This is a genomic window from Pseudomonas sp. m6p (genome assembly GCF_055760375.1).
The window spans coordinates 6,357,039-6,378,091 of sequence record NZ_CM147084.1; the positions used below are offsets into that span (position 1 = coordinate 6,357,039).

General features: G+C 61.7%; 14 protein-coding genes. 12 read left to right on the forward strand and 2 right to left on the reverse strand.

Annotation, left to right across the window (positions count from 1 at the left end):
* Positions 1-89 precede the first annotated feature (89 nt).
* Positions 90-2,309 (reverse strand): primosomal protein N', encoded by a 2,220-nt coding sequence (locus ACYZUM_RS29050; RefSeq protein WP_108181443.1) that lies wholly within the window; start codon positions 2,307-2,309, stop codon positions 90-92.
* 289 nt (positions 2,310-2,598) lie between these two features.
* Between ACYZUM_RS29050 and rpmE the strand changes: the two genes are divergently transcribed.
* The 3 genes from rpmE (at position 2,599) to ACYZUM_RS29065 (ending at position 5,090) form a co-directional block, all read left to right on the forward strand.
* A complete protein-coding gene (gene rpmE, locus ACYZUM_RS29055; protein ID WP_041074926.1) occupies positions 2,599-2,814 on the forward strand; it encodes a 50S ribosomal protein L31 in 216 nt (71 codons plus the stop codon).
* Positions 2,815-2,855: 41 nt separating this feature from the next.
* On the forward strand, positions 2,856-3,638 hold the full coding sequence (locus ACYZUM_RS29060; RefSeq protein WP_108184355.1) for a thermonuclease family protein: 783 nt from the start codon (positions 2,856-2,858) through the stop codon (positions 3,636-3,638).
* Between the two features lie 183 nt (positions 3,639-3,821).
* Positions 3,822-5,090, forward strand: coding sequence for a malic enzyme-like NAD(P)-binding protein (locus ACYZUM_RS29065; RefSeq protein WP_108181444.1), 1,269 nt, complete (start codon positions 3,822-3,824; stop codon positions 5,088-5,090).
* A 235-nt stretch (positions 5,091-5,325) separates the two neighbouring features.
* Here ACYZUM_RS29065 and ACYZUM_RS29070 read toward each other — a convergent pair whose 3' ends face one another.
* Entirely contained in the window at positions 5,326-7,770 is a 2,445-nt protein-coding gene (locus ACYZUM_RS29070; protein ID WP_473061375.1) for a penicillin-binding protein 1A, read from the reverse strand.
* Between the two features lie 219 nt (positions 7,771-7,989).
* Between ACYZUM_RS29070 and ACYZUM_RS29075 the strand changes: the two genes are divergently transcribed.
* The 9 genes from ACYZUM_RS29075 to gltB all read left to right on the forward strand — a co-directional run bounded on the left by ACYZUM_RS29075 (position 7,990) and on the right by gltB (position 21,021).
* Positions 7,990-9,054 carry a pilus assembly protein PilM gene (locus ACYZUM_RS29075; RefSeq protein WP_041074920.1) on the forward strand — a complete coding sequence of 355 codons (1,065 nt, stop codon included), beginning with the start codon at positions 7,990-7,992 and terminating at the stop codon, positions 9,052-9,054.
* A complete protein-coding gene (locus ACYZUM_RS29080; protein WP_108181446.1) occupies positions 9,054-9,620 on the forward strand; it encodes a PilN domain-containing protein in 567 nt (188 codons plus the stop codon). Before ACYZUM_RS29075 ends, ACYZUM_RS29080 begins: the two co-directional genes overlap by 1 nt.
* Positions 9,617-10,240, forward strand: coding sequence for a type 4a pilus biogenesis protein PilO (gene pilO / locus ACYZUM_RS29085; RefSeq protein ID WP_047290892.1), 624 nt, complete (start codon positions 9,617-9,619; stop codon positions 10,238-10,240). The genes ACYZUM_RS29080 and pilO overlap by 4 nt, the downstream gene beginning before the upstream one ends.
* Entirely contained in the window at positions 10,237-10,764 is a 528-nt protein-coding gene (locus tag ACYZUM_RS29090) for a pilus assembly protein PilP (RefSeq protein WP_041074914.1), read from the forward strand. The genes pilO and ACYZUM_RS29090 overlap by 4 nt, the downstream gene beginning before the upstream one ends.
* Before the next feature lie 13 nt (positions 10,765-10,777).
* Entirely contained in the window at positions 10,778-12,850 is a 2,073-nt protein-coding gene (locus ACYZUM_RS29095) for a type IV pilus secretin PilQ (RefSeq protein ID WP_108181447.1), read from the forward strand.
* Positions 12,851-12,854: 4 nt separating this feature from the next.
* Positions 12,855-13,373, forward strand: a complete 519-nt coding sequence (aroK, locus tag ACYZUM_RS29100; RefSeq protein ID WP_108181448.1) for a shikimate kinase AroK — start codon at positions 12,855-12,857, stop codon at positions 13,371-13,373.
* Between the two features lie 151 nt (positions 13,374-13,524).
* Positions 13,525-14,625 (forward strand): 3-dehydroquinate synthase, encoded by a 1,101-nt coding sequence (aroB, locus tag ACYZUM_RS29105; protein WP_041074910.1) that lies wholly within the window; start codon positions 13,525-13,527, stop codon positions 14,623-14,625.
* Positions 14,626-14,635: 10 nt separating this feature from the next.
* A complete protein-coding gene (locus ACYZUM_RS29110) occupies positions 14,636-16,225 on the forward strand; it encodes an AAA family ATPase (RefSeq protein ID WP_108181449.1) in 1,590 nt (529 codons plus the stop codon).
* Positions 16,226-16,575: 350 nt separating this feature from the next.
* The gene (gene gltB, locus ACYZUM_RS29115) at positions 16,576-21,021 is read left to right on the forward strand and encodes a glutamate synthase large subunit (protein ID WP_108181450.1); all 4,446 of its coding nucleotides are present in this window, start codon (positions 16,576-16,578) and stop codon (positions 21,019-21,021) included.
* Positions 21,022-21,053: the final 32 nt, after the last annotated feature.

Sequence of the window (21,053 nt, forward strand, 5' to 3'; positions counted from 1 at the left end):
AAAGCAAAAGATCGCAGCCTGCGGCAGCTCCTACAGGGGAACACGCTCGATTCTGTAGGAGCTGCCGCAGGCTGCGATCTTTTGATCTGCTAGTACAAATCCACCGGATCGACATCCAGCGACCAGCGCACGGCCCGCCCGCTCGGCATCTGCTCCAGCTCCAGCAACCAGCTGGCGAGCAACCGATGCAGCGGTGCCCGCGCTGCCGCCTGCACCAACAGCTGCGCCCGATAGCGACCGGCTCGGCGCTCCATCGGCGCCGGCACCGGCCCGAGCAGTTCGATCCCGCCCAGCTTCTGCTCGGCCAGCAAGCGCTCGGCGGCGCTGCACGCCTCATCGAGGAAACTTTCGGCCTGCCCCGGTTTGTGCGCTTCGGCACGCAACAGGGCCAAGTGTGAAAACGGCGGCAGTCCCGCAGCGCGGCGCTCGCTCAGCGCCTGTTCGGCAAAGGCGAAGTAGCCCTGCTCGGTCAATTGCACCAATAAAGGATGGTCGGCCAGGTGGGTCTGGATGATCACCTTGCCCGGCTCTTCCGCCCGTCCGGCGCGCCCGGCCACCTGCACGATCAACTGCGCCATACGCTCGCTGGCGCGGAAGTCGCCGGAGAACAGCCCGCCGTCGGCATCCAGAATCGATACCAGCGTGACCCGGGGGAAGTGATGCCCCTTGGCCAACATTTGCGTGCCGACCAGAATGCACGGCTGACCCTTCTGAATCGTCGCGAACAACTGATTCATCGCGTCCTTGCGCGAGGTGCTGTCGCGGTCGACGCGCAGCACCGGGTAATCCGGGAACAGAATCGCCAGGCGTTCTTCGGCGCGTTCGGTACCGGCGCCCACCGGGCGCAGATCAACTTTATTGCACTTGGGGCATTGGCGCGGCGTGCGCTCGACGTTGCCACAGTGGTGGCACCGCAGTTCGCCGTAGCGTTGGTGCACGGTCATTCGCGCGTCGCAGCGCGAACACTCGGACATCCAGCCGCAATCGTGGCACAGCAGCGTCGGCGCAAAGCCGCGCCGGTTGAGGAACACCAGCACCTGCTGGCCGGCCGCGAGGGTCTGGCCAATGGCTTGTTGCATCGGCCCGGAAATGCCGCTGTCCAGCGGACGGCTTTTCACGTCCAGCCGCAGGAAACGTGGTTGCCTGGCGCCGCCGGCCCGCTCGTTGAGGCGCAGCAGGCCATAACGACCGGTGTAGGCGTTGTGCAGGCTTTCCAGCGAAGGCGTGGCGGAGCCGAGGACGATCGGGATGTTTTCCTGTCGCGCGCGCACCAGTGCCAGATCCCGGGCGTGATAGCGCAGGCCTTCCTGCTGTTTATAGGAGCCGTCGTGTTCTTCGTCGATGATGATCAGCCCCGGGTTCTTCATCGGGGTGAACAGCGCCGAGCGGGTGCCGATAATAATGTCGGCCTCGCCGTCGCGGGCAGCGAGCCAGGCGTCGAGGCGCTCGCGGTCGTTGACCGCCGAATGCAGCAGGGCGATGCGTGCGTTGAAGCGCTGCTCGAAACGCGCCAGGGTCTGCGGGCCGAGATTGATTTCGGGAATCAGCACTAGCGCCTGCTTGCCGGCTTCGAGGGTTTCGCGGATCAGTTGCAAATAGACTTCGGTCTTGCCGCTGCCGGTGACGCCCGCCAGCAGAAACGCGTGATAACTGTCGAACCCGGCGCGGATCGCCTCGTAAGCGGCGCGTTGTTCGGTGTTGAGTGGCAACTCCGACTGGGCCAGCCAGTGCTCATGGCGCACGCCGGGCGCATGCCGGCGGATTTCAACCTGCACCAGACCCTTGGCCAGCAGCAGGTCGAGGCTGTCTTTGCTCAGCATCAGCTTGCTCAATAACTGATGAGCCACACCGTGCGGGTGCTGTGCCAGCGTCGCCAGCGCTTCCCGTTGCCGTGGCGCACGGGCGATGCGCGGATCATCAAGGCTGGCGCCGGGCGCGACAGACCAGAAGCGCTCCTGACGGGCCTCCGCCAGTTCGCCCTGACGCAGCAGCACCGGCAGTGCCCAGCTCAAGGTGTCGCCGAGGCTGTGCTGGTAATACTGCGACGTCCACAGGCACAGCTTGAACAGTGCGGGCGGCAGCGGCGGCTCTGCATCGAGCAGGGCCAACGCCGGCTTGAGTTTCTCCAGCGGCACGTCGCTGGTATCGGTGATCTCGACCAGAATCCCGATCATCTCCCGCCGCCCGAACGGCACCCGCAGGCGCATGCCCGGCTGCAACTGGGCGCGCAGCACCCCGGCCGGGGCCCGATAGTCGAACAGGCGGCGCAGGGGCGAAGGCAGGGCGAGGCGCAGAATGGCGTCGGGCACGCGGGGGGATCTCGATCAGCAGGCGATTAAAAGGACTGTGTACATAACCTGTGGGAGCGAGCCTGCTCGCGAAAGCGGTGTGTCAGGCGGCTGATAGGCTGGCTGATAGATCGTCTTCGCGAGCAGGCTCGCTCCCACAGGGACAGCGCAATGGGCCGGGAGCCTAGCAGACGGTCGGTCTCAGGGACAGCTTGCGCGATTGACATTGTCTGGTAGAATCCGCGGCCTAATTACGTGCGGTATTCAACAATAGTGTTGGGTGGCGGCACGCTAGCCTGAGGAATACACCATGAAAGCTGATATCCACCCGGATTACCCAGTAGTTGCTGTTACCTGCAGCTGCGGCAACAAGTTCGAAACCCGTTCGACCTTCGGCAAAGCCCTGGCGATCGACGTTTGCAACGAGTGCCACCCGTTCTACACCGGTAAGCAGAAGACTCTGGACACCGGTGGTCGCGTTCAGAAGTTCGCCGACCGTTTCGGTGCCTTCGGCGCCAAGAAGTAAGATTGGTCATCCTGGAAAGCCTCTACGGTTTTTCAAGGCTGATGAAAAAGGCGTCCCTTGTGGGCGCCTTTTTTGTGTCCGCGATTTGGCTGTCCGGCGCCCAGGCGTTTTGCCCGGCGCCGGGCGGCCTGAGCAGCGTTGCGGTACAGCGCGTGGTCGACGGCGACACCCTGCGCCTGAGCGATGGACGCAGCGTGCGGATGATCGGTCTCAACACCCCGGAGCTGGGCAAGCAGGGCCGCAGTGATGAGCCCTTCGCCGTGGCCGCGCGCAAGCGCCTTGAAGCTTTGGTGGCGGACAGCGGCGGTCGGGTCGGTTTGCTGCCGGGCAAACAGGCCCAAGACCATTACGGTCGCACCCTCGCGCATATCTACAGTTCAAGCGGCGCCAATCTTGAAGCGCAAATGCTTGCCGACGGCCTGGGTTTTCAAGTGGCGGTGGCACCGAATGTCGATCTGGTTGCCTGTCAGCAAGCCGCCGAACAGCGTGCACGACTCGCTGGGCGCGGGGTCTGGCGCCAGTCGCCTGTACTGAAAGCGGAGCAGATCCGCGCTTCGGGGTTCGCCGTGGTCAGTGGGCGTGTGAGCAAGGTTCAGCGCAATCGTGGCGGAATCTGGATCGAGTTGCAGGGCTCGGTTGTACTGCGCGTTGCGCCCAATCTGCTCGGACAATTCGACAATTCCCGGTTGCAGTCGCTCAAAGGCAGGCAGGTCGAGGCTCGCGGCTGGGTCGTTGACCGTTCGCGGCGTGGTGGGTTGAAACCGGGTCAGCCGCGTTGGCTACTGCCATTGACCGATCCGTCGATGCTGCAAAGTACGCGCTGAAGAAAAATTGTAGACATTTTTTCTATCGATTGTGAACAGTCCAGCCCTTGTGCACCGTGGCTCTTGGCCCAAAGTCGTAGGACAGGGCGCTTGACAGGGGTGACCGCTCAGTCTTGTGGGGACTTTGCGAGGCGCGTATCCTCGCTGACCAGTCTGTCCAACAGTAAAAAGCGGAATGCCAAAATGTCTGATCTGAAAACTGCCGCTCTCGAATATCATGCCAATCCTCGTCCAGGGAAGCTGAGTGTCGAGCTCACCAAGGCCACTGTTACCGCCCGCGACCTGTCGCTGGCCTACAGCCCCGGCGTAGCTGAACCAGTGCGTGAGATCGCCAGCAATCCTGAACTGGCCTACAAATACACCGGCAAGGGCAACCTGGTTGCAGTCATTTCCGATGGCACCGCGATTCTGGGGCTGGGTAACCTCGGCCCACTGGCTTCCAAGCCGGTAATGGAAGGTAAAGGCGTACTGTTCAAGCGCTTCGCCGGCATCGACGTGTTCGACATCGAAGTCGACTCCGAAAGCCCGCAGGCCTTCATCGACACCGTAAAACGCATCTCCATCACCTTCGGTGGCATCAACCTGGAAGACATCAAGGCGCCTGAGTGCTTTGAGATCGAACGTGCTCTGATCGAGCAGTGCGACATTCCGGTATTCCACGATGACCAGCACGGCACCGCGATCGTGACCGCAGCCGGCATGATCAACGCCCTGGAAATCGCCGGCAAAACCCTGCCGGAAGCCAAGATCGTCTGCCTCGGCGCCGGCGCTGCGGCCATCTCCTGCATGAAGTTGCTGGTGAGCATGGGCGCAAAAATCGAAAACATCTTCATGGTTGACCGTACCGGTGTGATCCACTCCGGCCGTGACGACCTGAACCAGTACAAAGCGGTATTCGCTCACGCCACCGACAAGCGCAGCCTGGCTGACGCTCTGCAAGGCGCTGACGTGTTCGTCGGTCTGTCCGGCCCGAACCTGCTGAGCGCTGAAGGCCTGCTGTCGATGGCGGCCAACCCGATTGTCTTCGCCTGCTCGAACCCTGATCCGGAAATCTCCCCGGAACTGGCGCACGCCACCCGCAGCGACGTGATCATGGCCACCGGTCGTTCCGACTACCCGAACCAGGTCAACAACGTACTGGGCTTCCCGTTCATCTTCCGTGGTGCCCTGGACGTTCGCGCCAAGCGCATCAACGAAGAAATGAAAGTGGCTGCGGCCAACGCCCTGCGCGAACTGGCCAAACTGCCAGTGCCACAGGACGTGTGCGACGCCTACGGTGGTGCGCCGCTGGAATTCGGCCGTGAGTACATCATTCCGAAGCCAATGGACAAGCGCCTGATCACCCTGATCTCCGACGCTGTGGCGAAAGCTGCGATCGAGACCGGTGTGGCGACCCTGCCGTATCCGAAGAACTACCCGCTGAAAAGCGTGGATGACGTGTTCAACGGCTAAGCCGTTGTAGCGCTCCAACGAAAGCCCCGGCTTGTGAGAGTCGGGGCTTTTTGTTTGGCAGATCAAAAGATCGCAGCCCGCGGCAGCTCCTACAGTTGGCCTTGGTGGCCGCCGATTTCGCGGATCGGCGCCGATTCTGTAGGAGCTGCCGCAGGCTGCGATCTTTTGATCTTGCTTTGAAGCACAAAAAAGCCCCGCGCTTCTCACGAAGGCGGGGCTTTTTGCTTGGGCTGGATCAGAACAGATCGATCGGCGCCTGCTCATCCGCTGGCAGCGGGCTGCCCGGTACGGCACCGTTGCCCAGCTCATTCACCGAGGGCGGCGTGTCTTCGGACTTGAACAGCTCGAAGTAGGCGCCCGGCGTGCTTGGCGTTGCCGCACGACCGCTGACCGGATCCACCCGCAGGCTGAGAATGCCTTCCGGCTCAGGCTGTACGTGCGGCGGCTTGTCCTTGAGCGCGGCAGACATATAGTTCATCCAGATCGGCAGCGCCACGGTGCCGCCGAACTCGCGGCGGCCGAGGCTTTCCGGCTGGTCGAAGCCGGTCCACACGGTGGTCACGTAATCGGCGTTGTAACCGGAGAACCACGCATCCTTCGATTCGTTGGTGGTACCGGTCTTGCCGGCGATGTCGCTGCGGCCCATGGCCAGCGCGCGGCGACCGGTGCCGAGCTTGATCACGTCCTGCAGCATGCTGTTGAGGATGTACGTGGTGCGGCCATCGACGATTCGCTCAGCCACCGCAGGCACTTGTGGCGCAGCCGCAGCGCCCGGGGCTTCGCCCGGAACCGGTGCGGCGTTGACGGTGATCGGCTGAGACTCCGGCGCTGCGATGCCATCGGTCGCCGAGCCGCCCTGTGGCACGGTCGGCGGGTTGGCGACGAACAGCGTGTCGCCGTTGCGGCTTTCGATCTTGTCGATGATGTACGGGGTGATCTTGTAGCCGCCGTTGGCGAAGGTGCTCCAGCCGGTAGCGATCTCCATCGGGGTCAGGGTCGCGGTACCCAGCGCCAGCGACAGGTTCGGCGGCAGGTCCTGCTTGTTGAAACCGAAGCGGGTGATGTAGTCGATGGTCTTGCCGACACCCATCGCCTGCAACAGGCGGATCGACACCAGGTTACGCGACTTGTACAGCGCTTCGCGCAGACGGATCGGGCCAAGGAAGGTGTTGGTGTCATTCTTCGGCCGCCAGACTTTGTCCAGGTACTCGTCGACGAACACGATCGGGGCGTCGTTGACCAGGGTCGCGGCGGTGTAACCGCTGTCCAGCGCAGCGCTGTAGACGAACGGCTTGAAGCTCGAACCCGGCTGACGCTTGGCCTGCAGGGCGCGGTTGTAGTTGCTCTGTTCGAAGGCGAAACCACCGACCAGCGAGCGAATCGCGCCGTTCTGTGGATCCAGCGACACCAGCGCGCCTTGCGCCTGCGGGATCTGGCTGAACTTCAGCGAGTTGTTCGGCTGGCGCTGCACGCGAATCAGGTCGCCGACCTGCGCCACGTCCGACGGCTGGCGCGGTGCGGCGCCCATGCTGTTGGTATTGAGGAACGGGCGTGCCCATTTCATGGTGTCCCAGGCGACGTGCTCTTCGCCGGTACGGGTCAGCACCTGCAAGCCATTCTTGTCGACCTGGGTGACGATGGCCGGCTCCAGGCTGCTGATGGTGCGCTGCTTGGTCAGTTCGGTGGCCCACGCTTCGTGGGTCTTGCCCGGCAGGCGCGACTCGGGGCCACGGTAACCGTGACGCTGGTCGTAGGTCATCAGGCCTTCGTGCAACGCGGTGTTGGCCATTTCCTGCAGGTTGCTCGGCACGGTGGTGGTGACGCGGAAACCTTCTGTGTAGGCGTCGCTGCCATAGCGGCCGACCATTTCCGCACGGGCCATTTCGGCGATGTACGGTGCGTTCACTTCCGGGGTCGGTACGTGATAGCTGGCGTTCAGCGGCTCGTTGATCGCGGCGGTGTAGTCGGCCTCGGAAATTTTTCCAAGCTTGTACATGCGGCCGAGGATCCAGTCGCGGCGTTCTTTGCTGCGCGCCGGGTTGGCCAGCGGGTTGAAGCGCGACGGGGCTTTTGGCAGGCCGGCGATCATCGCCATCTGCGCCAGGCTGACGTCGCGGATCGACTTGCCGTAATACACCTGCGCCGCCGCCTCGATGCCATAGGCGCGGTTACCCAGATAAATCTTGTTCACGTACAGCTCAAGGATCTCGTCCTTGGTCAGCTGTCGCTCGATTTGCAGGGCCAGAAGAATCTCGGTGGTTTTGCGCGAGAAGCTGCGTTCGCTGGTCAGGAAGAAGTTCTTCGCCACCTGCATGGTGATGGTGCTGCCGCCGGACTGAATGTGCCCGCTTTTCACCAGTTGGGTCGCGGCGCGCATCAGGCTGCTCGGATCGACGCCATAGTGGTTGGCGAAATTGTCGTCTTCAGCACTTAGTAACGCATTAATGAAATTGGGTGGAATGTCGGCGAAACGGATCGGAGTACGGCGCATTTCGCCAAATTCTGCGATCAACTTGTTGTCGCTGCTGTAGACCCGCAGCGGAATCTGCAACTGAATGCTTCTCAGCGCCTCCACAGACGGCAAACCCGGACTAAGGTAAAGAAACGCGCCGCTGAGACCTAAAAGCAGTCCGCAGAAAACGGCGACGATGGACCAACCGAAAAATTTCAGCAGACGAATCAAGGCTTTTAAGCATCCAGGGCAAAGAATGAAGGTGGCGACAGGGTTCCGGTAACACACAGAACGGCCCGGGCCGGCAGTAAAAAGCGGAAAAAAACGCTGGGCATTATAAGCACTTTTCTGCTGGGGGCGTCATTTGCGCTTCTGTCAAGGCGTGATGAAGGAACGCAAGACGTATTACAGAGTCCGTAACTCACGGAAAGTCATAGGGAATTGGTAGTGCTGGGACTCTTCAATAAAAAGACCGATACGTTACTGGGGATCGACATCAGCTCCACTTCGGTGAAGCTGCTGGAACTCAGCCGTCAGGGCGACCGCTACCGTGTCGAGGCCTACGCGGTGGAGCCTCTGCCGCCCAACGCGGTGGTCGAAAAGAACATCGCCGAGCTTGAAGGCGTGGGCAATGCCTTGTCCCGTGTACTGGTCAAGGCGCGCACCGGGCTCAAAAGCGTGGCGGTGGCGGTGGCCGGTTCAGCGGTGATTACCAAGATCATCGAGATGGATGCCGGGCTGACCGATGACGAACTGGAAAACCAGCTCAAGATCGAGGCCGATCAATACATCCCCTATCCGCTGGACGAGGTCGCCATCGATTTTGAGGTCCAGGGTGTGTCGCCACGCAACCCGGAGCGGGTCAACGTGCTGCTGGCCGCCTGTCGCAAGGAGAATGTCGAAGTTCGCGAGGCAGCGCTGGCGCTGGCCGGGCTGACTGCGCGCGTGGTCGATGTCGAGGCCTACGCGCTGGAGCGCTCGTTCGGCCTGCTCGCCACTCAATTGGCCGCTTCGCAGGAGCGCCTGACTGTCGCCGTGGTGGACATCGGCGCCACCATGACCACCCTCAGCGTCCTGCACAACGGTCGCATCATCTATACCCGCGAGCAACTGTTCGGTGGCCGGCAACTGACCGAGGAAATCCAGCGCCGCTACGGTCTGACCGTCGAGCAGGCCGGGCTGGCGAAAAAGCAGGGCGGTCTGCCGGATGACTATGTCAGCGAGGTGTTGCAGCCATTCCGTGACGCCCTGGTGCAGCAGGTCTCGCGCTCATTGCAGTTCTTTTTCGCCTCCGGGCAGTACCATTCGGTCGATCACATTCTGCTGGCCGGCGGCACAGCCTCGGTACCGGGGCTGGATCGCCTGATCGAGCAGCGTCTGGGCACCCCGACCCAGGTCGCCAACCCGTTTTCCGACATGGCCTTGAGCAGCAAGGTCAATGCCGGGGCCCTGGCCAGTGACGCGCCGGCCCTGATGATCGCCTGCGGGCTCGCGCTCAGGAGTTTCGACTGATGGCGCGGATCAACCTTCTCCCCTGGCGTGAAGAACGCCGCGAAGAGCGGCGCAGGCGCTTCCTGCTGATCCTCATCGGGGTTTTCGTCGGCTCGGTGGGCGCGGTATTTATCGCCGATCAGATCTTCAGTACCGCCATCGAGCGGCAGGCCGAGCGCAATGCCTACATCGGCAAACAGATTGCCGTGGTCGACGAACGAATCAAGCAAATCAGCGAACTCAAGGCGCGGCGCCAGCAACTGGTCGAGCGCATGCGCATCATCCAGGACTTGCAGGGCAACCGGCAGATCAGCGGGCGGATCTTCGACCAACTGGCGCGCACGCTGCCGGACGGGGTGTATTTCACCAGCGTGAAACTGGCCGGCAAGACGCTGTCGATCAGCGGCGCGGCGGAGTCGAACAATCGCGTTTCGGAGCTGATGCGCAATCTGGACGCCTCAGACTGGTTCGACGCGCCGAGTCTCAATGAAGTGAAAGCGACGACTGCCGGTCAGGTGGACCAGGCCAACGTCTTTCAACTGACCGTTCGTCAGACCCAGCCGGCTGTGACGGAGGGCGACAAATGAAACCGTCCGAATGGCTGCAAAGTCTGCGCAATATCGACTTCAACGATCTGGACACCAGCAATATCGGCTCCTGGCCGGCCGCGGTGAAAAGCATCGCGGGAGTGTTCCTGGCGGTGCTGGTGCTGGCGCTTGGCTACAACTTTTTCATCAGCGACATGGAAAACCAGCTGGAAGCCAGGCGTCAGGAAGAAGACACCTTGAAAGAGCAATTCGCCAGCAAGGCGCGCATGGCCGCCAACCTGGAGTTGTATACCCAGCAGATGAAGGAGATGGAAAACACTTTTGGCGTGCTCCTGCGGCAGTTGCCCAGCGACACCGAAGTCCCGGGATTGCTCGAAGACATCACCCGCACCGGGCTGGGCAGCGGCCTCGAATTCGAAGAGATCAAACTGCTGCCGGAAGTGACTCAGCCGTTCTACATCGAGTTGCCGATCCAGATCACCGTCACCGGGGCTTACCACGACCTTGCGACGTTCGTCAGTGGGGTTGCCGGGTTGCCACGGATCGTCACCTTGCACGATTTCGAACTGGCACCTGCCAGCCCCGATGGCGGGACGAAGCTGCGCATGAACATCCTCGCCAAGACTTACCGCTACAACGACAAGGGGTTGGACAAATGACCCCGTTTCGTTTTTTCGCCCTGTCAGTGCTCTTGTTCGGCCTCAGTGGTTGCGGCGGCAGTGACGAGTTCAGTGACCTCGACGCATACATGAACGAAGTACGTCTGCGGCCGGCCGGCCGTATCGAGCCGACGCCGACGTTTCATTCCTATCCCACGTTCACCTACAGCGCGGCCAACCTGCGCAGCCCGTTCTCGCGTCAGGTGCGAGTCGATCTGGCCGGGCACCAGCGCGGCTCGCGCAACGTCAAACCCGACCCCAACCGGGTCAAGCAATACCTCGAAGGTTTCAACATCGAGCAGTTTGAAATGGTCGGCACGATCTCCAATGCCTCCGGCTCCTTTGCGCTGCTGCGCGGAGCGGGCGGGGTGCATCGGTTGAAAGTCGGCGACTACCTGGGGCGCAACGATGGGCGCATCGTCGCTATCAGCGCCACTCAGGTCGATGTGGTCGAGATCGTGCCCGACGGCGAAGGCGCCTGGCTGGAACGCCCGCGCACCATTCCTTTGAAAGAGCACTCATAGTGGAAGTCGAACAATGAACAGGATTTTCTCCACCCTCGGTTTTTCGCTATGGATAGCGCTGCTTTCACCGATGGTTCAGGCGGCCAGTCTCAAGGCGCTGGATGTCGCGGCGTTACCGGGTGACCGTGTCGAGTTGAAGCTGGCCTTTGATAGCCCGCCACCGCAACCCAAGGGCTACACCACCGAATCGCCGGCGCGGATCGCCCTGGACCTGCCGGGTGTCGCCAGCCAACTGACGAACAAGACCCGCGATCTGGGCAGCGGCAACGCCCGCAGTGCGACAGTGGTCGAAGCCAGCGACCGCACGCGTCTGATCATCAACCTGACGCAACTGACGCCGTATACCTCACGGGTCGAGGGCAACAATCTGTTCGTGGTGGTCGGGCAGGGCTCCAAGCCTGCTGCGCCAAAGCCTGCCGCTGCTGCGCCGCGACCGGTTGCGGCTCCGGCGAAGGCTTACACCCCTGTCGCCAAAACCATTCGTGGCGTCGATTTCCAGCGCGGTACTGCAGGGGAGGGGAACGTGGTCATCGACCTTTCCGACCCGACCATCGCCCCGGACATCCAGGAGCATGACGGAAAGATCATTCTCAGCTTTGCCCGCACCCAGTTGCCCGACAGGCTGCGGGTACGCCTCGACGTCAAGGATTTCGCCACCCCGGTGCAGTTTGTCAATGCCGCCGCCACTGGCGATCGCGCGGTCATCACCGTCGAGCCCAGCGGCACGTTCGACTATTCCACCTACCAGACCGACAACAAGCTGACCGTCAGCATCCGCCCGATGACCGTCGATGATCTGCAAAAGCGCAATGCCGACCGCAACAGCTACAGCGGCGAAAAGCTTTCGCTGAATTTCCAGGACATCGACGTGCGCTCGGTGCTGCAACTGATCGCCGATTTCACCAACCTCAATCTGGTGGCCAGCGATACGGTGCAGGGCGGGATCACCTTGCGTCTGCAAAACGTGCCATGGGATCAGGCGCTGGATCTGGTGCTGAAGACCAAAGGTCTGGACAAGCGCAAGATCGGCAACGTGTTGCTGGTGGCGCCGGCCGACGAAATTGCCGCCCGCGAGCGCCAGGAGCTGGAGTCGCAAAAACAGATCGCCGAACTGGCGCCGCTGCGTCGCGAGCTGCTGCAAGTGAACTACGCCAAAGCGGCGGACATTGCCAAGCTGTTCCAGTCGGTGACCAGCGCCGAAGCGAAAATCGATGAGCGCGGCTCGATCACGGTCGATGAACGGACCAACAACATCATTGCCTACCAGACCCAGGATCGCCTCGACGAACTGCGGCGGATCGTGGCGCAGCTGGATATCCCGGTGCGTCAGGTGATGATCGAAGCGCGGATCGTCGAAGCCAACGTCGATTACGACAAGAGCCTGGGCGTACGCTGGGGCGGTTCGATCCAGAACAAGGGTAACTGGAACACCTCCGGCGTCAGTAACGGCACCTCGACCACCATCGGTACACCGGGCAGTACCAGCACCAACTCGCCGTTCGTCGACATGGGCACGGTCGGTAACACATCCGGGATCGGCATCGCCTTCATCACCGACAATGTGCTGCTCGATCTTGAGCTGACCGCCATGGAAAAGACCGGCAATGGTGAAATCGTCTCCCAGCCGAAAGTGGTTACCTCCGACAAGGAGACCGCGAAGATCCTCAAAGGCACCGAAATTCCGTACCAGGAAGCCAGCTCCAGCGGGGCGACGTCAGTGTCGTTCAAGGAGGCTTCGCTGTCGCTGGAAGTGACGCCGCAGATCACCCCCGATAACCGCATCATCATGGAGGTCAAGGTTACCAAGGACGAGCCGGACTACCTGAACAAGGTGCAGGATGTGCCGCCGATCAAGAAGAACGAAGTCAACGCCAAAGTGCTGGTAAACGACGGCGAGACCATCGTGATTGGGGGCGTTTTCTCAAATACTCAAAGCAAGGTCGTAGATAAGGTGCCATTTCTTGGCGATGTGCCGTATCTTGGCCGCCTTTTCCGGCGTGATGTGGTTTCGGAGAAAAAATCCGAGCTGCTGGTATTTCTCACTCCGCGTATCATGAATAACCAGGCGATTGCTGTGAGTCGTTGATTCTGTGCGAAATTTGATTCTTGTAGGACCGATGGGCGCTGGAAAAAGCACCATCGGCCGGTTGCTGGCCAAAGAGCTGCGCCTGCCGTTCAAAGATTCCGACAAGGAAATTGAACTGCGCACGGGCGCCAATATCCCGTGGATCTTCGACAAGGAAGGCGAGCCCGGCTTTCGTGACCGTGAGCAGGCGATGATCGCCGAGCTGTGCGCGTTCGACGGTGTGGTGCTGGCGACCGGCGGCGGCGCGGTGATGCGCGATGCCAACCGCAAGGCCCTGCACGCGGGCGGGCGGGTGGTGTATCTGCACGCCTCCGTCGAGCAGCAGGTCGGGCGTACCTCGCGCGATCGCAATCGTCCTTTGCTGCGCACCGCCGATCCGGCGAAAACCCTGCGTGACTTGCTGGAGCTCCGCGATCCGCTCTATCGAGAGATCGCCGATCTGGTGGTGGAAACCGACGAACGGCCACCGCGCATGGTGGTGCTCGACATTCTCGACCGTCTGGCACAGTTGCCACCCCGTTAAAGCGCCGCCGGAAATGCGCTATCCTCGGCGTCCTGTCACCGCCGTCGAGGTTGTGGCGGATGGCGTGCGAGCGGCGTCACATCAGCTAAAGGTCGCGGACAACCAATAATTCAAGGCAGGACGCCTGCTTCCATCTTCACTGTGGGGACACATGCAGACACTCAAGGTCGATCTAGGCGAGCGCAGCTACCCGATTCATATTGGCGAAGGTTTGTTGGATCAGCCCGAGTTGCTGGCGCCGCATATCCACGGGCGGCAGGTGGCAATCATCTCCAACGAGACCGTTGCGCCGCTCTATCTCGAACGTCTGACCCGCAGTCTTGCGCCGTTCTCGGTGATTTCCGTGGTGTTGCCGGACGGCGAAGCCTTCAAGAACTGGGAAACCCTGCAACTGATCTTCGACGGCCTGCTGACCGCCCGTCACGACCGTCGCACCACGATCATCGCCCTCGGCGGCGGGGTCATCGGTGACATGGCCGGTTTTGCTGCCGCCTGCTATCAGCGCGGCGTCGATTTCATCCAGATTCCTACCACGCTGTTGTCCCAGGTCGATTCGTCGGTGGGCGGCAAGACCGGTATCAACCATCCTTTGGGCAAGAACATGGTTGGCGCGTTCTATCAGCCGAACGTCGTGCTGATCGATACCGCATCGCTGAAAACCCTGCCAGCGCGTGAGTTGTCGGCCGGTCTGGCCGAAGTCATCAAATACGGGCTGATCTGCGACGAGCCGTTCCTGAGCTGGCTTGAAGAAAACATCGACGCCCTGCGCGCACTGGATCAGAAGGCCCTGACCTACGCCATCGAGCGTTCCTGCGCGGCCAAGGCTGCGGTGGTCGGTGCCGATGAGAAGGAAACCGGCGTGCGTGCCACGCTCAACCTCGGCCACACCTTCGGCCACGCCATCGAGACCCACATGGGCTATGGTGTCTGGTTGCATGGTGAGGCGGTCGCCGCTGGCACCGTGATGGCGCTGGACATGTCCGCGCGCCTGGGCTGGATCAGCGAGCAGGAACGTGACCGCGGCATTCGTCTGTTCCAGCGTGCCGGTCTGCCGGTGATCCCGCCGGAAGAAATGACCGAAGCCGATTTTCTCGAACACATGGCAATTGATAAAAAAGTGATCGACGGTCGTCTGCGCCTGGTGCTGCTGCGCCGGATGGGCGAAGCGGTGGTGACCGCCGATTATCCGAAAGAGGTTCTACAGGCCACGCTGGGAGCGGATTACCGCGCTCTGGCTCAGCTTAAAGGTTAATAAGATTCCGATGACTAGTTTGCATGCCGACGAGGCGTTCCTCGGCCATTTCCAGTTAAGTCACGACCCTTTCGCGCCGCGGGTGCCGGGCTTCAAATTCTTCCCGGCCCAGCGCAAGCCGGTGCTGGGGCAATTGCACCACCTGGCGCGTTACAGCCAGTTGCTGCTGGTGGTCACTGGCCCGCAAGGCAGCGGCAAGACCCTGCTGCGCCAGGCGCTGGTAGCCAGCACCAACAAGCAATCGGTGCAAAGCGTTGTGGTATCGGCCCGTGGGGCGGGCGATGCCGCCGGCGTGCTGCGTCAGGTTGCTCAGGCGCTGGACGTTGGGCAGGCCGAGGTCGGCGCGATTCTGGCGCAAGTGGTGCAGTTGGCGCTGACCGGGCAGGAAGTCTATCTGTTGGTGGATGACGCCGAGCAGCTCGACGAATCCGCGCTCGAAGCGCTGATGGCGCTGGGTGCCGGTGCACCGGAAGGGCGCCCGCACGTGTTCCTGTTCGGTGAGTCGTCGCTGATCGCGCAGCTCGAGGCCTTGCACCTTGAGGAAGAGCGCTTCCACGTCATCGAATTGCAGCCGTACACCGAAGAAGAGACCCGCGAATATCTCGACCAACGGCTCGAAGGTGCGGGCCGGGGTGTCGAACTTTTTACCGCGGATCAGATCTCTGAGATTCACGAAAGCTCGGAGGGTTGGCCTGGCAACATCAACCAGGTCGCTCGCGATGCACTGATCGAAGTCATGATTGCCAGCCGCTCTGCGGTCAAGCGTCCAAGTATGGGGTTCAACATGCCGAAGAAACACGTATTGGCGATTTCCGCCGTCGTTGTGGTCGCGGTCGCCGCCGCCTGGCTGATGCCGGGTCGCAACAAGGCACCAACCACCGGCGCACCTGCCAACGAACAGGCACAACTGCCGTTGGGCCAAGGCGCCAAGGGTGGCGCGCCGAACGTCGAGTTCGCCGGCAATACCCAGCCGATGCCGCTGCCGCTGGTCGGCAATTCGCAGCCGGTAATGCGCGGCCCGTTGGCTGAGGCCGCAGGCGGCATCACCGAAGGTGACGACGGCGTGCCGGTCGAAGGTTCCAGCGCGACGCCGCCAACCGTAACGACTTCCGCACCACCGACAGGTGTTCCGGCCGGTCCAGCGCCGACGCCAGTGCCTGTTCCGGCGGCCAAGCCGACCCCGGCACCGACTCAGGTCGCCACCGCCAAGCCTGCTCCGGCAGCGCCAGCGGCCAAACCGGCCCCGGCGCCGGCCAAGCCTGTTGCTGCCGCCAAACCGGCCGAGAAGCCGGTTACCGTGGCCAAGGCTGCCGGTGGCAACTGGTACGCCGGTCAGCCGACCAGCAACTATGTGGTGCAGATCTTGGGCACCAGCTCCGAAGCGACCGCGCAAAACTTCGTCAAGGAGCAGGGCGGCGAGTACCGTTATTTCAAGAAAGTCCTCAACGGCAAGCCTCTCTACGTGATCACCTACGGCAACTTCGCCAATCGTGATGCAGCCGTTTCTGCCATCAAGGCCTTGCCAGCGAAGGTTCAGGCTGGTAAACCTTGGCCTCGCACTGTCGCCAGCGTCCAACAGGAACTGGCAACAACTCGCTGAAGATTCGGCGGCCTTACCCAGGCCGCCTCTCCAAGCACCTCAAAATTTCTACAAGTGCGCGCCGTCTCTACAGACCGCGTGCCTTGTGGTGTCTGCGTCACAGTAGTCTTTGAGTCGTTGCAGTCAGAATTAAAAAAGTTTTGACTAGCACAGCAGATCGCTTTAAACCTTTCACAAATGCGACATGAATTTGCGACATTTCGTCGTCAAATTTGTGAGCGTCTGTGTCGCTGTGTACAATGACCACCCTTTTGCCCCCGCAAAGCCGGCGTACGTTCGGCGCGGCAAGCAAGTGGTTGAATTGAAAAGAAATTTGCCTCGTAAAGAGGCAGCCTGGTGAGAAAGTGTCTATGAAAGCAGGTCTGTACCAACCAGATGAATTCAAGGATAACTGCGGTTTCGGCCTGATAGCCCATATGCAGGGCGAGCCCAGTCATACCCTTTTGCAAACGGCCATCGAGGCCCTGACCTGCATGACCCACCGCGGTGGGATTAATGCCGACGGCAAGACCGGTGACGGTTGCGGTCTGCTGATTCAAAAGCCCGATGCCTTCCTGCGGGCGATGGCCCAGGAAAACTTCAGCGTCGAGCTGCCCAAGCAATATGCCGTGGGCATGGTCTTCTTCAACCAGGATCCGGCCAAGGCCGAAGCCGCTCGCGAGAACATGAACCGCGAGATCCTCGCTGAAGGCCTGCAACTGATCGGCTGGCGCAAAGTGCCGATCGACACCAGCGTCCTCGGCCGTCTGGCCCTTGAGCGTCTGCCGCAAATCGAGCAGGTGTACATCGGCGGTGAAGGCCTGAGCGATCAGGACATGGCGGTCAAGCTGTTCAGCGCCCGTCGTCGCTCGTCGGTGGCCAACGCCGCCGACACCGACCACTACATCTGCAGCTTTTCGCACAAGACCATCATCTATAAAGGCCTGATGATGCCGGCTGACCTGGCCGCGTTCTATCCGGACCTCGGCGATCAGCGCCTGCAAACCGCGATCTGCGTGTTCCACCAGCGCTTCTCCACCAACACCCTGCCGAAATGGCCGCTGGCCCAGCCATTCCGCTTCCTCGCGCACAACGGCGAGATCAACACCATTACCGGTAACCGTAACTGGGCACAGGCCCGTCGGACCAAGTTCACCAACGATCTGATGGATCTGGAAGAACTCGGCCCGCTGGTCAACCGTGTCGGTTCCGACTCCTCGAGCATGGACAACATGCTCGAACTGATGGTTACCGGTGGCATCGACCTGTTCCGTGGCGTGCGGATGATCATTCCGCCTGCGTGGCAGAACGTTGAAACCATGGACCCGGATCTGCGTGCGTTCTACGAGTACAACTCGATGCACATGGAACCGTGGGACGGCCCGGCCGGCGTGGTGATGACCGATGGTCGTTACGCGGTGTGCCTGCTCGACCGTAACGGTCTGCGTCCGGCGCGCTGGGTCACCACCACCAACGGTTTCATCACCGTTGCGTCGGAAATCGGCGTCTGGAACTACCAGCCAGAAGACGTGATCGCCAAGGGCCGTGTCGGTCCGGGCCAGATCCTCGCCGTGGACACCGAAACCGGGCAGATCCTCGACACCGACGCGATCGACAACCGTCTGAAGTCACGTCATCCGTACAAGCAATGGCTGCGCAAGAACGCCCTGCGCATCCAGGCGACCATGGAAGACAACGACCACGGTTCGGCGTTCTACGACGTCGATCAGCTCAAGCAATACATGAAGATGTATCAGGTCACGTTCGAAGAGCGTGATCAGGTGCTGCGTCCGCTCGGCGAACAGGGCTACGAAGCCGTGGGTTCGATGGGCGACGACACGCCGATGGCCGTGCTGTCGCAGCGCGTGCGCACGCCATACGACTATTTCCGCCAGCAGTTCGCGCAGGTGACCAACCCGCCGATCGACCCGCTGCGTGAAGCGATCGTGATGTCGCTGGAAATCTGCCTCGGTGCCGAGCGCAACATCTTCCAGGAATCGCCGGAGCACGCCTCGCGCGTGATCCTCAGCTCGCCAGTGATCTCGCCGGCCAAGTGGCGCTCGCTGATGAACCTCGACCGCCCGGGTTTTGAGCGGCAGATCATCGACCTCAACTACGACGAAAGCGTCGGTCTGGAAGCGGCGATCCGCAACGTTGCCGATCAGGCTGAAGAAGCCGTGCGTGCCGGGCGTACCCAGATCGTCCTGAGTGACCGCCATATCGCCCCGGGCAAGCTGCCGATCCACGCTTCGCTGGCCACCGGCGCGGTGCACCACCGCCTGACCGAAAAAGGCCTGCGCTGCGATTCCAACATCCTCGTGGAAACCGCGACCGCCCGCGATCCGCACCACTTCGCGGTGCTGATCGGTTTCGGCGCCTCGGCGGTGTATCCGTTCCTGGCCTACGAAGTGCTGGGCGACCTGATCCGTACCGGTGAAGTGCTGGGCGACCTCTACGAGGTGTTCAAGAACTACCGCAAGGGCATCACCAAAGGCCTGCTGAAGATCCTGTCGAAGATGGGCATCTCGACCATCGCGTCCTATCGCGGTGCACAGCTGTTCGAAGCCATCGGTCTGTCCGAAGAAGTGTGCGAGCTGAGCTTCCGTGGCGTGCCGAGCCGCATCAAGGGTGCGCGTTTCGTCGACATCGAAGCCGAGCAGAAAGCCCTCGCTACCGAAGCCTGGAGTCCGCGCAAGCCGATCCAGCAGGGCGGTCTGCTGAAGTTCGTCCACGGTGGCGAATACCACGCGTACAACCCGGACGTGGTCAACACTTTGCAAGCCGCCGTGCAGCAGGGCGACTATGCCAAGTTCAAGGAATACACCTCGCTGGTGGACAACCGTCCGGTGTCGATGATCCGTGACCTGTTCAAGGTCAAGACCCTCGACAAACCGCTGGACATCAGTGAAGTCGAGCCGCTGGAATCGGTGCTCAAGCGCTTCGACTCCGCCGGTATCTCGCTGGGCGCCCTGTCGCCGGAAGCTCACGAAGCCCTGGCCGAAGCCATGAACCGCCTCGGTGCGCGTTCCAACTCCGGCGAAGGCGGTGAGGACCCAGCACGTTACGGCACCATCAAGAGTTCGAAAATCAAGCAGGTCGCGACCGGCCGTTTCGGGGTGACCCCGGAATACCTGGTCAACGCCGAAGTGCTGCAGATCAAGGTCGCTCAGGGCGCCAAACCGGGCGAGGGCGGGCAACTGCCGGGCGGTAAGGTCAACGGGCTGATCGCCAAGCTGCGTTATGCAGTGCCGGGCGTGACCCTGATTTCGCCACCGCCGCACCACGACATCTACTCGATCGAAGACTTGTCGCAACTGATCTTTGACCTGAAACAGGTCAACCCGAAGGCGCTGGTCTCGGTGAAACTGGTAGCGGAAGCAGGCGTCGGCACCATCGCCGCCGGTGTGGCCAAGGCCTACGCGGACTTGATCACCATCTCCGGCTACGACGGTGGTACCGGTGCTTCGCCGCTGACCTCGATCAAATACGCGGGCGCTCCGTGGGAACTCGGCCTGGCCGAAACCCACCAGACCCTGCGCGGCAACGACCTGCGCGGCAAAGTCCGGGTGCAGACCGACGGTGGCCTGAAAACCGGCCTCGACGTGATCAAGGCCGCGATCCTCGGCGCCGAAAGCTTCGGCTTCGGTACTGCGCCGATGATCGCGCTGGGCTGCAAATACCTGCGTATCTGCCACCTGAACAACTGCGCCACCGGCGTCGCGACCCAGAACGAGAAGCTGCGCAAGGATCACTACATCGGCACCGTCGACATGGTGGTGAACTTCTTCACCTACGTCGCCGAAGAAACCCGTGAGTGGCTGGCCAAACTGGGTGTGCGTTCCCTCGAGGAGCTGATCGGCCGCACCGATCTGCTGGAAGTCCTCGAAGGCCAGACCGCCAAGCAGCATCACCTGGACCTGACCCCCCTGCTGGGCAGCGATCACATCCCGGCGGACAAACCGCAATTCTGCGGCGTTGAGCGCAACCCGCCGTTCGACCAGGGCCTGCTGGCCGAGAAAATGGTCGACATGGCGACTTCGGCGATCAATGACCTCAGCGGCGCCGAGTTCGATCTGGATATCTGCAACTGCGACCGTTCGATCGGTGCGCGGATCTCCGGCGAAATCGCGCGCAAGCACGGCAATCAGGGCATGGCCAATGCGCCGATCACCTTCCGCTTCAAAGGCACGGCCGGTCAGAGCTTCGGCGTGTGGAACGCCGGCGGTCTGAACATGTATCTGGAAGGCGACGCCAACGACTACGTCGGCAAAGGCATGACCGGCGGCAAACTGGTCATCGTGCCGCCGAAGGGCAGCGTCTATCAGACTCAGAACAGCGCCATCATCGGCAACACCTGCCTGTACGGCGCCACCGGCGGCAAGCTGTTCGCCGCTGGTACTGCGGGCGAGCGTTTCGCTGTGCGTAACTCCGGTGCCCACACCGTTGTGGAAGGCACTGGCGATCACTGCTGCGAGTACATGACCGGTGGTTTCGTCTGCGTCCTGGGCAAGACCGGTTACAACTTCGGCTCTGGCATGACCGGTGGTTTCGCCTACGTGCTCGACCAGGACAACACCTTCGTTGACCGGGTCAATCACGAACTGGTGGAAATCCAGCGGATCAGCGGCGAGGCGATGGAAGCCTACCGCAGCCACCTGCAGAACGTGCTGAACGAGTACGTCAAGGAAACCGAGAGCGAGTGGGGTCGTGAACTCGCCGAGAACCTTGATGACTACCTGCGTCGTTTCTGGCTGGTGAAGCCTAAGGCTGCCAACCTGAAATCGTTGCTTTCCAGCACTCGTGCCAACCCGCAGTGATATGCGCCTGAAGAGTTTGATGAGGTTTTAAC

Excerpts from the sequence above, each read along its gene's own strand:
- rpmE (WP_041074926.1), top strand. The coding sequence starts at position 2,599 with ATGAAAGCTGATATCCACCCGGATTACCCAGTAGTTGCTGTTACCTGC.
- ACYZUM_RS29060 (WP_108184355.1), top strand. The coding sequence starts at position 2,856 with ATGAAAAAGGCGTCCCTTGTGGGCGCCTTTTTTGTGTCCGCGATTTGG.
- ACYZUM_RS29065 (WP_108181444.1), top strand. The coding sequence starts at position 3,822 with ATGTCTGATCTGAAAACTGCCGCTCTCGAATATCATGCCAATCCTCGT.
- ACYZUM_RS29080 (WP_108181446.1), top strand. The coding sequence starts at position 9,054 with ATGGCGCGGATCAACCTTCTCCCCTGGCGTGAAGAACGCCGCGAAGAG.
- pilO (WP_047290892.1), top strand. The coding sequence starts at position 9,617 with ATGAAACCGTCCGAATGGCTGCAAAGTCTGCGCAATATCGACTTCAAC.
- ACYZUM_RS29090 (WP_041074914.1), top strand. The coding sequence starts at position 10,237 with ATGACCCCGTTTCGTTTTTTCGCCCTGTCAGTGCTCTTGTTCGGCCTC.
- ACYZUM_RS29095 (WP_108181447.1), top strand. The coding sequence starts at position 10,778 with ATGAACAGGATTTTCTCCACCCTCGGTTTTTCGCTATGGATAGCGCTG.
- aroB (WP_041074910.1), top strand. The coding sequence starts at position 13,525 with ATGCAGACACTCAAGGTCGATCTAGGCGAGCGCAGCTACCCGATTCAT.
- ACYZUM_RS29110 (WP_108181449.1), top strand. The coding sequence starts at position 14,636 with ATGACTAGTTTGCATGCCGACGAGGCGTTCCTCGGCCATTTCCAGTTA.
- gltB (WP_108181450.1), top strand. The coding sequence starts at position 16,576 with ATGAAAGCAGGTCTGTACCAACCAGATGAATTCAAGGATAACTGCGGT.